The organism is Streptococcus sp. HMSC034E03 (assembly GCF_001811505.1).
Classification (GTDB): Bacteria; Bacillota; Bacilli; order Lactobacillales; family Streptococcaceae; genus Streptococcus.
The window spans coordinates 65,043-78,482 of sequence record NZ_KV804976.1 but is presented as its reverse complement, the minus strand read 5'-3'; the positions used below and the strand labels follow the sequence as shown (position 1 = coordinate 78,482).

Below are 13,440 nucleotides of genomic sequence, written 5' to 3'. Positions count from 1 at the left end.
AGAATGAAAGCTATGAAAACACTCTACGATGTGCAACAATTTCTCAAACAGTTCGGTATCATTGTCTATATGGGGAAACGTCTCTATGATATTGAACTGATGAAGATTGAACTATCACGGATTTATGATGCAGGCTTGATGGATAAGCTGGATTATCTTGAAGCGGAGGCTGTTCTTCGCAGAGAGCACAAACTAGAATTAGACTATTTAGAAAAAAATGGAGATTAGGGATTATGGTAACTTGGGTATTATGGGGACTTATTGTAGCGATGTTGGCATGGATGGGTTACAACTACCTTCGTATTCGTCGTGCGGCAAAAATTGTAGACAATGCAGAGTTTGAGTCTTTGATTCGTACAGGTCAGTTGATTGACTTGCGTGATCCTGCCGACTTCCACAAAAAACACATCCTTGGAGCTCGTAATATTCCTTCAAACCAATTGAAGACAAGTCTTGCAGCTCTTCGAAAGGATAAACCTGTCCTTCTTTATGAAAACCAACGTGCGCAACGTGTCACAAATGCAGCACTTTTCTTGAAAAAACAAGGTTTCTCAGAAATCTATATCCTTTCTTACGGATTGGATTCTTGGACAGGGAAAGTAAAAGTTGAAAAATAAGAAATGGCGGTGGGACAGAAATCGATAGACAAAGTCTCGATTTCGTAGTCCCAGCCCCGCGAGGATGATTAGGAGCTTTTTGGAGTCTAAAAGACGAACAAAAAGTTCAATCAGCAACCGCGTCAAAGTTTGATTGCTAATAAAAAGTGAGCTCGGTTGTTTCCGAGCTCATTTTTTAACCACTTTTTCTAAGAAAGTCACGAATAATTGTCAATTCTTTTGAGTTTAGATGTCGATAGTCGCCTTCTTGGAGATTGTCATCAAGACACCAAGGACCAAAATGGGTACGCTTGAGAGAGGTCACTTTGACACCAATCGAGAGGAACATTTTCTTGACTTGATGAAATTTTCCTTCAGAGATGGTAATGGTGGCTTGGCTAAAAGTAGGACTTGAAGATAGAATCTCAAGTTGAGCAGGTTTACAGGTTGTTCCGTCTAAAAATACAATTCCATCCTTAAATTTTTGGATATGATTAGGAGTCAGTGCTCCATTGACCTCAACCTGATAAGTTTTATCCACATGATATTGAGGGTGGAGGAGTTGAAAACCTAGAGGACCATTGTCCGTTAAGAGGAGGAGTCCTGTCGTATCTCGATCCAGCCGACCGATGGCGTAGAGTTGCTCTGACTGGAGATGCTGAGGAAGAAGGTCCATGACAGTTGGGAGTTTTTTGTCTTTGTTAGCTGTAACGACACCAGCAGGCTTATGAAGCATAAAATAGGTGTGTTCATAGCCTTGAATGATTCGGTCCTGAAAAAGGAGTTCTTGTAGTCCTGTATCGATATTCTGAGCTAGGGAGCAGGCTGGGAGTCCATCAACTAAAATTTCTTTTTTCAGAAGAGCTTGTTTCATGCTCTTACGACTGATTTTTTCTTGGGCCAATAAATTATCTAAACGCATACCAGCTTATCTTATCACAAGTTGATTCTTTTGAAAAGAAAAGGAATGAAAATCTTTTGCAATGTCAAGCCAAGTGTGACAAATTAGTCCATTTGGTTATCGAGAATCTTTTAAGTTATTTGGGCTAGCTCGATAGTTTTTGGCAGATTTATAGCTAGGAACCTTTTGAATTTCTATCTTGTATAGGTTTCTAAAAATTCCGAATTTAGTTTTTTGCATGGGTCAATGCAACGAATTCTTTCAATAAGCTTCAATCATATCTGATGAATAGATCTGAGATCAGAGTTTGTATGAATAATTTTTGTCAGAATGAATAATGAACATATTCATCATACCTTGTACAGTTGTTGTGATTCTAATATATCAGACGAAGCTATCTTTTCTATTAGATTTCATTTTACAATAGAGAAACAAAAATTTAATAAATGTTGTAATAAAAAGGCATTTTATACAAAAAATGGATTTACAAAGCATACAGGTTTCTGATAAAATGATAGTATGGGAGCGAGTACATGAAAATTTTGAAGTTTAGTTTATCACTAATTACAATACTAGTGGTGTTATTTTTAGGTTTAAAGTTCTTAGATGGCTTTGAACAGAGGGCTGTGGAACAACATTCTCAAAACGCAGTTGAGAAGAAGTTTCATCAGAATCCGGATGTCTTTGCTTGGCTAACAGTTGAAGGGACTCGAATAGATTATCCAGTCGCTCAACATCCAAGGGATGATGCTTATTACCTATCTCACGATATAGATGGTAAAGAAACCTATTATGGAGCTATATTTACAGAGCTGGTTAACAAAATAACATTTGAAGATCCTGTCACTATAATTTATGGGCATGCTATGTTAGATGATTCTATGTTTGGGTCTTTAGATTATTTTGCGAAGCCAGCTTTTTTTAAGGAGCATGAACGTATTACGATTGACACCTTGACTCAACATTTTGAATATGAGGTGCTGGCAGCTCACTCCTATACAGATGATCATCTTTTTCATACATTCGAATTAGGAAGTCGAGAAGGACTTGGACATTATTTAGATACATTACAGATAAGAACGTCAGACTATGGGGGATTCTATCGCCAGATAGCCACTGACCCTCAAAAAGATCGGTTTTTAATCTTATCAACCTGTGATGTTGCTGGAAATGATCAACGATTTGTGGTTACTGCTCGTTTAAAAAGTGTTAAAGAAAGGACAAGTAAATAATGAAAATATTAAGACTCTCAAGGTTTTGGAGACTAGCTACTGGCTTACTGTTTCTAGGAGCGGGGCAACGCCTTCTATTTACAGGTGCGATTTCTCCAGTGGTTGTTGAGGAAGGTTTATCACTCATTCTGACCTTACTCAGCCTACTATTTTTAATGATAGGAACAGTTCTTATTTTTCCAATAGCGATCTGGTTTTATAAGCAGTATCGATCAGATAAACGTTTAAATCACACTATTCTGATTTACTTGTTTAGTGCAATTTTATGTGGTATCCTCATCGGAGGTTTAGGTCAAGTTTTATACGATAATACAAGTTTGGAATATACCCATGTCAAGATTGCTATCTGGGCTTTTACTACCATTATACAAACTTTTCTTAAAGTAATCTTATCCTATAGTCTGGTTAGTATTTACAAAGATTTACCAATTAAAAGTAGGGTAGATCAATTGCGACTACCTGTGCTAGCATCAATGATTATCGTTACTGTTTGTTTAGCTATTGCTACTTGGTTTCATATACTAGGTTCTTTCGTTTTATCAATCGCTGATGCTCTTATTTTAATTTTTACACTTTATTATTTTATTTATCTTACAAAGGAGAATGATGATGAAAAGACTGCGTAAGTCCGTACAGTGGTTATTATTGCTGAGTTTGTTTGTTTCTAATATGCCGTTGATCTATGCGGAAGAAATAAGTCATGCAATCAAACAAGGCCAAACTGAGGAAGCTTATAAAAAAGCTGTTACAGATGCGAGTAGCCAGACTGTAGGTTCTGAGAATGCGAATACAGAAGGTTCGACAAGTGCTGACACCTCATCAAAACCAGCAAAAGATGGTGGAGATGCCCTTCAACAGCCCAAAGTTGTCAATGAAGAGAGTAAGGCAGAGGCAGAACTGAAAAAACAATACGGGGCACCAGTAGCGGTTAGTGGGCAAGAACAACTGTTTCGAGTGGATGAGACTCACTTTGTGACGCATATTGGCAGTGATATCAAAACATATATTGATAAAGAAGGGGTAGAAGTTCCTGTTGACTTATCTCTCTATTCTTATCATGCCAATGGAAAACACTATTATCTACCTAAAGAATCTCCAGTAGGCGTAGTTCTTCCGAGCGAAGTCAAAGAAGAAACCCCTATTGATATTACACACAAGGATGACAAAATTTCCCTGTATCCGCTTGATAAAACGTATGATCAGGCAACTGTCGAAAAGAATGCCATCTTATACAATAACGTTGATGGCAAAACAGATGTGCAATATACGGTACAGTCTAATGGTGTCAAAGAAGAGATTATCCTAGCAGAGTGGGGTGGGAAGAACTCCTTTACTTATGGTTTGGATGCATCTAAGTATGATGTTTCTTTGAAAGACAATCAAATCCTTGTTCGCGAAAAGGGGAAAACAAAAATCCTCTTTGTACTAACTGCCCCAATGATGGTGGATAGTGCAGGTGCTACAAGTAATGCCTTAACTCTTGGCTTGAAAAAAGGAGATGGACGTCATGAAGTGACAGTCACAGCTAGTAAAGAGTGGTTGTCTGATTCTGAACGTAAGTATCCTGTTCGAATAGACCCGACTGTAACAGTTCCACGAGAAAAAATTCTTGACATTGTTACCTCATCTGTACATGGGCAATATCAAGGTTACTCTTATGGGTATGTTGGATATCTAACAGCCGAAATGATCGGAATGGCGGGTGTTCCAGGTGTTCGTGACATCGGGCGTGCAAGGATGTACTTTAAGATTAATTACGATTTTCAAAAGAGTATTCCTAAGGAAGCGCGTATTGATAGTGCGAGTTTAAATATCTATGAATATACGGCACCAGATTCTCAATCAACCCAGTTTGCAGCTTATCGCTTAAAACAAGACTTTGATATTAATAACCTCACATGGGATACTTCTGTGGGCCTTGATATGGAAATCGCAGGAAAGAATGCGACCAGTGGTAAAAAGATTGGGATGCATAACTTTGATATCCGCGAGACTGTAAATGCATGGGTTCAAGGTTTGGAACCAAACTATGGTTTAGTTGTAGCTGCAACCGACGAAGGCTCAGACGGTGGTGCTTTCTATACAACTGAAGCGACGGCAGAAAATGCAGGACAGATTGGGTTTACTCCAGACAAGGCTCCAAATTTGACGATTAATTGGTCCGTTCCAGATCCAGTTGATGTCAATTATCCAATAGGGAACACAACCATCAATCTTCGGACAATGGTGAAGACAGATAAGAAAGGGAAATTACAATTTCAGGGAGTCTTTGCGGATGGTCTGACAACGCCGGGTGCTCAGGTTGATTACAATCTTAGTGATACTGCGAAAGATTACAAGGGACAAAGCCCTGCAAGTTTTTCTTACAAATACCCTGATAGTAGTTCCTTTGATGCAGCATTTGAAAAGGGAACGACCAAATATAAAGACAAGCTCTCAAATTGGCAGACTCAGGTCCCTTTTACAGAACCTGAACTAAATAAGGTTTATACGATTGACGCAGAGAGTAAAAAGGATAGTCAAACTAGTGGTAAAAAATCAAGTGATACTTTCTTGATTTACAAGGTTACCCAGTTTGATACCCTTCCAAAGATTGCGGCATACTATGGAGTACCACTCAATCAACTTGCTTACGATAATCGTATCCAAGATATGATGCTTGTGCAAAATAACACCCTATTTATTCGTAATCCAAGAAAGAATGCCGATAAACCTTATAATCCACCAGCCTTAACATCCAATACTAAGGCGGAAATAGACAGGCTTTTAATGGGGCGTGGTCTTCACTGTGAATTTGGATTTGAGCCAATCAATCTAAACACGGGGAATTTCTACCTAGATCGAACAGATGTTTCTATCACTGATGTTGACGGCAAATTTGAAATTACTCGCGCCTATAATTCTAAAGCAGCAGGCATCAATAGTCTCTTTGGACGTGGTTGGTCATTTGCCTTTAATGAGCAGTTATCAAGCGATGAAGATCAAAATCTCTACTATACTCGTACAGACGGTTCTATTCTTAAGTTTGCGAAGGATGGAGATGGATATCGTGCTCCAAGTGGCTATGACCTCACTCTCGAAGTAAAAACAGTTGAAACGAAGAAGGGTGACTTTGGCGGAGACGAAAAAGAAAACTATGATGTAAAGGAATACCGAATTGTTGATCACAATCATCAAGAGAAAACCTTTAACTATCACGGACTCTTAACGAGCCAGACGGATGAAAAAGGCAATAAAACAAGCTTTGATTATAATGAAAATTACCAGCTGGTCAAGATTACCTCTCCTACAGGCTTGAGTTATAGTATCACCTATAACTCAGAGGGCTATATTGGTGCGATTCAAATCCCAAATGGCTCAACTTTGACCTATGAATATGACACGAATGGTCATTTGACCACCTATACGGATGCGACGGGAGTTCCTACTCGTTATGAATATGACGATAAGGGACGTATGACAGCCTGGTATGATGGAAATGGGACCAAGGTTATCCAAAACGAGTACGATGAGGAAAATCGTGTCATTAAGCAAACAGATGGTGCAGGTGCTGTTTCAACTCTTTCTTATAGTGAAGGTCAGACAATCACTACCGATGGAAATGGCAATCAAACCGTATATACTTACGATGAGCAATATCGCACAACTGGCATTCGCTATGCAGATGGAACTAGTGTCTCAAAAACGTATGATGAAAACAACCGTCTGTCAAGCGTGACGAATGAAGCGGGGCAAACAACTCGCTACACCTATGACAGCAATGGAAACACCTTAACAGAAACGCGTTTCGACGGTGCGGTAAAAACTTCTAGCTATGATGAGAAGAACCATCTTCTGTCTCTCACTGACTTTAGTGGTGCATCAACAGTTCATAGCTATGATGCCAATGGCAATCTAATCCAGACAACATTGCCAGATGGGTCTAAGATTACCTATACTGTCGATCAGCAAGGGCGCATCTTGTCTACAACAGATGCGGCGGGGCATACAACTTCCTTTGCCTATGAAGGTGCGAATCTGGTAAGCCTCACTAATCCTTTGGGAGGCGTATCAACCTTTACCTATAATGCACACAATCAAGTCACTAGCATTACGAATCCTCTAGGTGGAACCAAGACCTTTACCTATGATGCAGAAGGTCGCAAGCTGAGCGAAAAAGATGCCGATGGTGTTGGGACGAGCCATACTTTTGATAAGGCTGGTCAAGTGACAGCTGTGACAGAAGGCAATGGTAATACGACTACCTTCACCTATGATGGTTTCGGCCGTAAAGTCGGTGCTTCGAATGGAGAAGGTGGAACCTATAGCTACACTTATGATGGTGTTGGAAACCAGCTTTCCGTGACTGATGCAGAAGGACACGCTACTAGCTATACATATGATAGCAAGGGTCGTTTCCTAACAGAAACCAATGCTTCAGGTCAAACGACTACCGTTACTCGTGATGCGCTGGGTCGAATTGTCACTCGAACCAATGAAGCAGGTAATAGCAGTAGCTTGACTTATGATGATAGAAACAATGCCGTTAAAACCATCACAGACGCTTTAGGTCAAGTTACTCAAAATACTTATGACGCGGCAGGCAAACTAACCTCAGTTTCTTACCCAATCGGTACAAAGGCAGAGACTACTTATGATATCATGGGTCGTGTGCTATCTTACACCGATGAAGCGGGTCAGACAGTGACCTACACCTATGACAGTGTTGGAAATAAACTCAGTGAAACTAAAGAGAAAAAGACTACCAGCTATACCTATGATGCAGCGGGAAATGTGACAGGTGTTACCTACCCAGATGGTAGCAGTGTTTCATATGTATTGGATGCGATGGGGAACATCCTGTCCATGACAGATGCCCTTGGAAAAGAAACGACTTATGAATACAGCAAAGCAGGGCGCCTGATCGCAACGACCAATGCCTTGGGTTACCGCACCAGCATGACCTATGATGCCAATGGCAATCAAAATAGCCTAACAGATGCGGCTGGCTATACTGCTAGCACGACTTATACAGGCCAAAATCAAGTTTCCAGTATTACAGATGGTTTAGGCAATGTCACTAAGATGGCCTACAACCAGATGGAACAGTTGACAGAGTTGACAGATGCCTTGGGTGGCAAGACTCAGTACACCTATAATGACCTAGGCTATCCGACCCAAGTCACCGATGCCAATGGCAATGTCACTAAGATGACCTATACTTCAACGGCTCAACTGGAAGAAGTGACTCTTCCAGACGGAACTACCGTAAGACAAGAATACGATGCCCTTGATCGTCTTATCAAGCAGACGCATTCTAGTGGCTTGGTGACGGAGTACAGCTACGATGCTGCCAACCGTGTAGTGAACAAAAAAGATAATCAGGATCTCAATGAGACCTATACTTACGATAAGGCAGGAAATCGTCTCACTTTAACAAACAGCTTGGGTGAAGTTACCCAATATAGCTACAATAGTGACAACCAACTGACTAAGGTGGTCTACGCAGATAAGACCAGCGAAACCTTCACCTATGATGTCATGGGCAATGTCGCAAGCTCAACTGACCAAGAAGGTAAGACAAAGACCTATCACTATGATCAAAATGGCAATCTAGTTAAGACCGTCGATCATTTAAAACGTGAAACCAAGTATAGCTACGATGCCCTCAACCGAGTGGTGACAGAGTCGGATGCCGATGGCAATACCTCCACTTACGAATATGATGTCCTAGGTAACCTCTCTAAAATGACAGATGCCAATGGCCATTCAAGTAGCTATGGTTATGATGCTAATAAAAAATTGGTACTCTATACAGATCCAAATGGTCAAGCGACAGCCTTTAAGTACGACCCATTAGGACGAATCATCGAAACAGTAGCTCCAACAGGAAGCAAGCAAAGCTTCAGCTATGATGCTTTGGGAAATCGTTTGAGCGAAACAAGTGGCGAAGGACATACAACGACCTACAGCTATGACAGTATGAACCGTGTCAGCAGTAAGAAACGTCCAACAGGTGGAGAGACTCAGTATGCCTATGACGCTACAGGTAGCTTGGCAAAAGAAACAGATGCCAACGGTCATAGTACCAACTATGTCAATGACCTTTATGGTCGTGTGACCAAACGCACCTTACCAAATGAGGCGGCTTACACCTACGCCTATGATGCCTTGGGACGTCTCACCAAGCAAACAGGTCCACAGGGACTATCGAAAACCTATAGCTATGATGTGTCTGGGAACTTGGTACAGGAGACAGACCAATCTGATCGAAGCAATCACTATAGCTATGACAAGGTTGGCCGTCTCTTAACGGCTAAGAACGCCCTTGACCTTGAAACCAAGTATAGCTACGATGAAGCGGGGAATCTAGCTAAACTGACCAAGCCGTCAGGTGCTACAACCACTTTTGACTATACGACCCTCGATCAACTCAAAACGATCAAAACGCCAACTGGTCGAACAGTGGAGTCAAGCTATGACCCAGTCGGTCAGGTGACAAAACGAACCATCAATGGCAAGCGCGAAACGACCTATACCTATGATCCGAACGGTAATCTCCTTGAGGAGACGAATCCTCTCGGTCAAGTAACCAAGCGGACCTATGATAGCCTCAATCGCCTCACCTCAGAAAGCGATACAGCAGGCCAGTGGACTAAGTATAGCTATGACCACGACAATCATCTCACGAAGATCACAGATGAAGCTGGTGGCGTTGCAAGCATGACCTATGATGCCAATGGCAACCTCACCAGTGTCACATCCGGAAGCAAGCGTGTCAAGACCTACACCTATGACCTAAAGGATCAGTTGCTTACAGCGACACAAGGAAGTGGAGAGAAGGCTTCTACCTCTAGCTATACCTATGACAGTGTGGGCAATGTCACTTCGGTCACGAATGGCAATGGCAAGGTCACAAGCTACAGCTATGACCAGCTTTCCAATCTAGTGGAGCGCATGACCAGTCTCGGAGACAAGGAGACCTATACCTATAATGTCAATAACCAGCTCGAAAAAGTAACCAAGTCCGATGGGAAAACCATCAGCTATGATTACAACAAGCTGGATCAACTGCTCAAGGTGGAGTACTCTGAAAAGCAAGATGGTCAAGTCCTCTATACCTATGATGCGGATGGCCGTCGGGTGTCTATGAGTGATCTGACAGGAACTAGTCAGTACGCGACCAACGAAGAAGGCGAGATTACTGGTGTTCGTCAGGGAGATGGTAGCCTGATTCAGTACGAGTATGATGCCTATGGCAATATCTCGAAGATGATTTACCCAGATGGTAGTACAGTCTCTTACACTTACGATGAACTGGATCGTCTGACTTCCGTGACAGATGTCAAGGGACAAAAGACCACCTATAGCTACAACCCAACAGGGGATCTGACGGAGGTTGTTCGAGGAGATGGGACCAAGAGTTTCTTGACCTATGACAAGGCTCACCGTCTCACCGAACTCCGCCACATGGACAAGCAAGACAAGCTCATCTCCAGCTACGGCTATGAGTATGATGATGGTGGCTACATTGTCAAAGAAACCATCAAGCAGGATGGCGAAACCCTAGTCCATACCTACACCTATGATACTCTGGGTCAAGTGGAAAACATGACCGTATCGGATGGAGCTGGTAAGGAACTCTCTAAACTCTCTTACACCTATGACTTAGCCGGCAATAAACTGACCAGCACCGAGACAGTTGATGGCAAGGAGAACCAGACACGCTTTACCTACGATGACCATAACCGCTTGACCAAACTGGAAGGGCCAGATGGCACCATCACCTATACCTACGACAAGAATGGCAATCGCATCGCTTCTGAGAAGAATTCAGAGAAGCTAGACTATATCTACGACACCGAGAACCGCTTACTTGCGATCAAGGATAAGAAGGGTCTTCTCATGGCTGCACTTTACGACGGAGATGATAATCGTGTCTTCACTGCTAGTCGCAAGGAAGGCAAAAATACCTATCAACTCTTCCAACGCAAACCTAAGGAAGATCAATCTGGTGATCAGGCATCGCATGCAGGTAGAGGCAAGTCAGGTCGTAAGTCGCCATATACAGCCCCAAGTGGGGAAGAAAACTCCCTCTTCTGGTATGGCTTTAGCCAGAATGTCCTCCAAGCCCTATCCACCCTACCACAGACAGTAGGAAGCATCTGGCACAGCATCTTTGACGATGTGTCGAGAGCCTATCACCAGAAAGTGGCTAAGGATCGAGCAACCAAGGAAGGAATCGTCGTCAACCCACCAGAGCTCGGGAACTTACCGGGTCAGGGAGAAGTGACCTATGCCAGTCAGGTTCAGGATGTCCTGATCCCTTATACCACACGAGAGGATACCTACAACTATTATGAGGAACGCAACTATGTCAACGATGTCAATCGTGAACATACAGAAGTCCTTGAAACCTATGACCATGATGGCAAGGCACGAGAGACCTATAGTTATGGCAAAGGTCGAGCTAGCTACCTCAACAACCAAACTGGTGACAGCTACAACTACTTGACTAACCAGTCAGGCTCTGTGACAGGCTTGACCAAGGATGGACAAGCCGTCGCATCAAGCAGCTATAACCTCTATGGGGCAAGAAAGACAAGCACAGACACGACAGGGAATCCATTTGCCTACAACGGCGAAGCTCGTGACGATACTGAACTTGACTATTTACGAGCAAGGTATTATGATAGTCAAGGAGGTACTTTCTTAACCGAGGATAGCTACCCAGGTGAGGACACAGATCCTCTCAGCCAGAACAGCTACAGCTATGTGCAGAACAACCCTGTTAACTATACAGACCCGAGTGGACACTTCTGGAACAGTATCAAAAAAGGCTGGAACTATGTTAAGTCAGGAGTTAATTGGGCTGGCAGACAAATTAGTAGAGGCGTTAATTGGGCTGGTAGACAAATTAGTAGAGGAGTCAGCTGGGCAAACACCCAATTTAACCGAGCGTCGAATTGGGTTGGTAGACAGATTGATAGAGGTGTTAACTGGGTCAGCACCCAGGTTAACCGTGCATCGAATTGGATTGGCAGACAGTGGAATAAGGTTCAAACGACCTACAATAGTGCCCGCGACTATGTACAAACGAAATACCAGCAAGCGGCAGCACAGATAGAAGCTAAGCGCCAACAAGTGGTTCGGTCTGCCTATGCCCTAGCAACAGGCTTGAGCTCTTCCCCAACCATCCGAGAAGGAAAGAATCTCCTCCGAAACTGGGGAACAGCCTTGCAGAATACCTTAAAACATGTTTGTACAACAGCCGAACGGATCAAGAATCAAGTCGTTGATTTCGTGAGAAATGTCGACTGGAAGAAGGTTGCCGTAACTGCGGGAGCTATCGGTGTCGGTATTGCTCTTACCGTAGCGACTGGAGGTCTTGGAGCCCCCGTAGCGATGGCTATCGGTGGTGCAGCCTCTGGAGCAATCATCTCAGGATATGATGCCTATAGTTCTGGCCAACGTGGTTGGGAATTGGTTGGTTCGATTGCCAAAGGAGCAGGAACGGGTGCTATCTCAGGTCTTATTGGCGGTCAATTGATGGGAGCAGGAGCTGGTCTAGCAACTAATGTGACCCAAAATATTGGCAATCAAGCAGTTCGACAAGTTGCCAAGATTGGAGTGGAATCTGCGGTTGAGACTGCGATTGATACAGGTATTGATTTGGCCACAGGCAATAAGATTACTGGTCAAACAGTCGCTATGAACTTTGCCTTTAACACCTTTACCAACGGAGCAGGTAGTGTGTCTCCTAAGAAGGCTCCTAAGGCTGATGTGGTGACGACGAAGCCGAAATCAGGGGATGTACCGATCACGAGACCACGCAAAGATGTAACCCCTGTTCAGCAACTAGCATTGCCTGGGCCGACTAGTAAACCACTTGCCTTGCCAGCACCATCAGATAAAATATCACAAATTAATCCCTACAACATTAGGTTTAGTCAAAGTTCTGTTAATGGAGCCGATTCTATACAATCTAGTATGATATCTAATGGTTGGAAAGGAGATGCAATTGATGTTGTGAATATGCCTGATGGTAAGTTAACAACTATTGATAATACAAGGGTTATAGCTGCTAGAGGAGCTGGGATTGCTGCTACGGCTAGAGTACATCAATATACGGATCCTCTTCCAGAACAATTTATAGATAGACTTACAACTCCTGCTGGTACACCTTCAACTTGGGGAGAAGCAGTTCAGTTACGTGTTGGTAAGCAAAAATCATCTTTTCGAACCTTGAATCCATACGGTTCGTACGACTTAGAACGGAGGAATTAATTCATGCCATTTACATTTAATCATTCTTTTTTTTCCTATCCACAACAATTAAAAGATTTAGTTTCTAAAGGTATCGTTGATTTTGGTGTTTGGTACTTGATGAACGATGAAGAAACGGTTAGGAGATTTAGAGGTCTTCAAACAAGATATCCTGAGCGAACATTATATCCATTTGCAAGGAGAGATGATAATGATGATATCGCCTGTTTTGAAGATGTTGATAGTACTCTAGTGCATATAATTCATGACTTTGCTGATTCAGGATGGGAACAAAGGGAAGTTCTACCTAATATTGATGCATGGTTAGAATACATTGAGGAGTGTAATCTTCAAGACGGATAATAATTTAAGAATTATTTGAGCTATAAGAATATTATTCCAATTTAGACCTGTTTTGGATATACAAGAATAGCGTACATATAGGATTTTATGATTTAAAGTCAGA

Annotated in this window: 7 protein-coding genes; 6 read left to right on the top strand and 1 reads right to left on the bottom strand. The window is 42.4% G+C overall.

What is annotated here, in order from left to right; translation table 11 throughout:
• Positions 1–3 precede the first annotated feature (3 nt).
• Together HMPREF2805_RS03835 and HMPREF2805_RS03830 are read left to right on the top strand one after the other, a co-directional pair.
• A complete protein-coding gene (locus HMPREF2805_RS03835) occupies positions 4–228 on the top strand; it encodes a YqgQ family protein (protein ID WP_000646475.1) in 225 nt (74 codons plus the stop codon).
• Positions 229–233: 5 nt separating this feature from the next.
• Positions 234–617, top strand: a complete 384-nt coding sequence (locus tag HMPREF2805_RS03830) for a rhodanese-like domain-containing protein (RefSeq protein WP_075231465.1) — start codon at positions 234–236, stop codon at positions 615–617.
• Between the two features lie 175 nt (positions 618–792).
• Here the strand turns inward: HMPREF2805_RS03830 and HMPREF2805_RS03825 are convergent, their stop codons facing one another.
• Positions 793–1,518, bottom strand: a complete 726-nt coding sequence (locus HMPREF2805_RS03825; protein WP_075231464.1) for a 16S rRNA pseudouridine(516) synthase — start codon at positions 1,516–1,518, stop codon at positions 793–795.
• A 512-nt stretch (positions 1,519–2,030) separates the two neighbouring features.
• On the opposite strand from HMPREF2805_RS03825, the gene HMPREF2805_RS03820 reads away from it, so the two are divergent.
• From HMPREF2805_RS03820 to HMPREF2805_RS03805, 4 genes are read left to right on the top strand one after another with little or no spacing between them, the layout of a single operon-like run.
• A complete protein-coding gene (locus tag HMPREF2805_RS03820; RefSeq protein WP_075231463.1) occupies positions 2,031–2,729 on the top strand; it encodes a class B sortase in 699 nt (232 codons plus the stop codon).
• A complete protein-coding gene (locus tag HMPREF2805_RS03815; protein ID WP_083301276.1) occupies positions 2,729–3,355 on the top strand; it encodes a hypothetical protein in 627 nt (208 codons plus the stop codon). Before HMPREF2805_RS03820 ends, HMPREF2805_RS03815 begins: the two co-directional genes overlap by 1 nt.
• Positions 3,339–12,995 (top strand): DUF6531 domain-containing protein, encoded by a 9,657-nt coding sequence (locus HMPREF2805_RS03810; protein ID WP_398577613.1) that lies wholly within the window; start codon positions 3,339–3,341, stop codon positions 12,993–12,995. Before HMPREF2805_RS03815 ends, HMPREF2805_RS03810 begins: the two co-directional genes overlap by 17 nt.
• A 3-nt stretch (positions 12,996–12,998) precedes the next feature.
• On the top strand, positions 12,999–13,337 hold the full coding sequence (locus tag HMPREF2805_RS03805; protein WP_075231461.1) for a hypothetical protein: 339 nt from the start codon (positions 12,999–13,001) through the stop codon (positions 13,335–13,337).
• The last annotated feature ends 103 nt before the right edge of the window (positions 13,338–13,440 follow it).

Bases quoted from the DNA above. Each gene is read 5' to 3' on its own strand.
- HMPREF2805_RS03835 (WP_000646475.1), top strand. From the start codon at position 4: ATGAAAGCTATGAAAACACTCTACGATGTGCAACAATTTCTCAAACAG.
- HMPREF2805_RS03830 (WP_075231465.1), top strand. From the start codon at position 234: ATGGTAACTTGGGTATTATGGGGACTTATTGTAGCGATGTTGGCATGG.
- HMPREF2805_RS03825 (WP_075231464.1), bottom strand. From the start codon at position 1,518: ATGCGTTTAGATAATTTATTGGCCCAAGAAAAAATCAGTCGTAAGAGC.
- HMPREF2805_RS03820 (WP_075231463.1), top strand. From the start codon at position 2,031: ATGAAAATTTTGAAGTTTAGTTTATCACTAATTACAATACTAGTGGTG.
- HMPREF2805_RS03815 (WP_083301276.1), top strand. From the start codon at position 2,729: ATGAAAATATTAAGACTCTCAAGGTTTTGGAGACTAGCTACTGGCTTA.
- HMPREF2805_RS03810 (WP_398577613.1), top strand. From the start codon at position 3,339: ATGAAAAGACTGCGTAAGTCCGTACAGTGGTTATTATTGCTGAGTTTG.
- HMPREF2805_RS03805 (WP_075231461.1), top strand. From the start codon at position 12,999: ATGCCATTTACATTTAATCATTCTTTTTTTTCCTATCCACAACAATTA.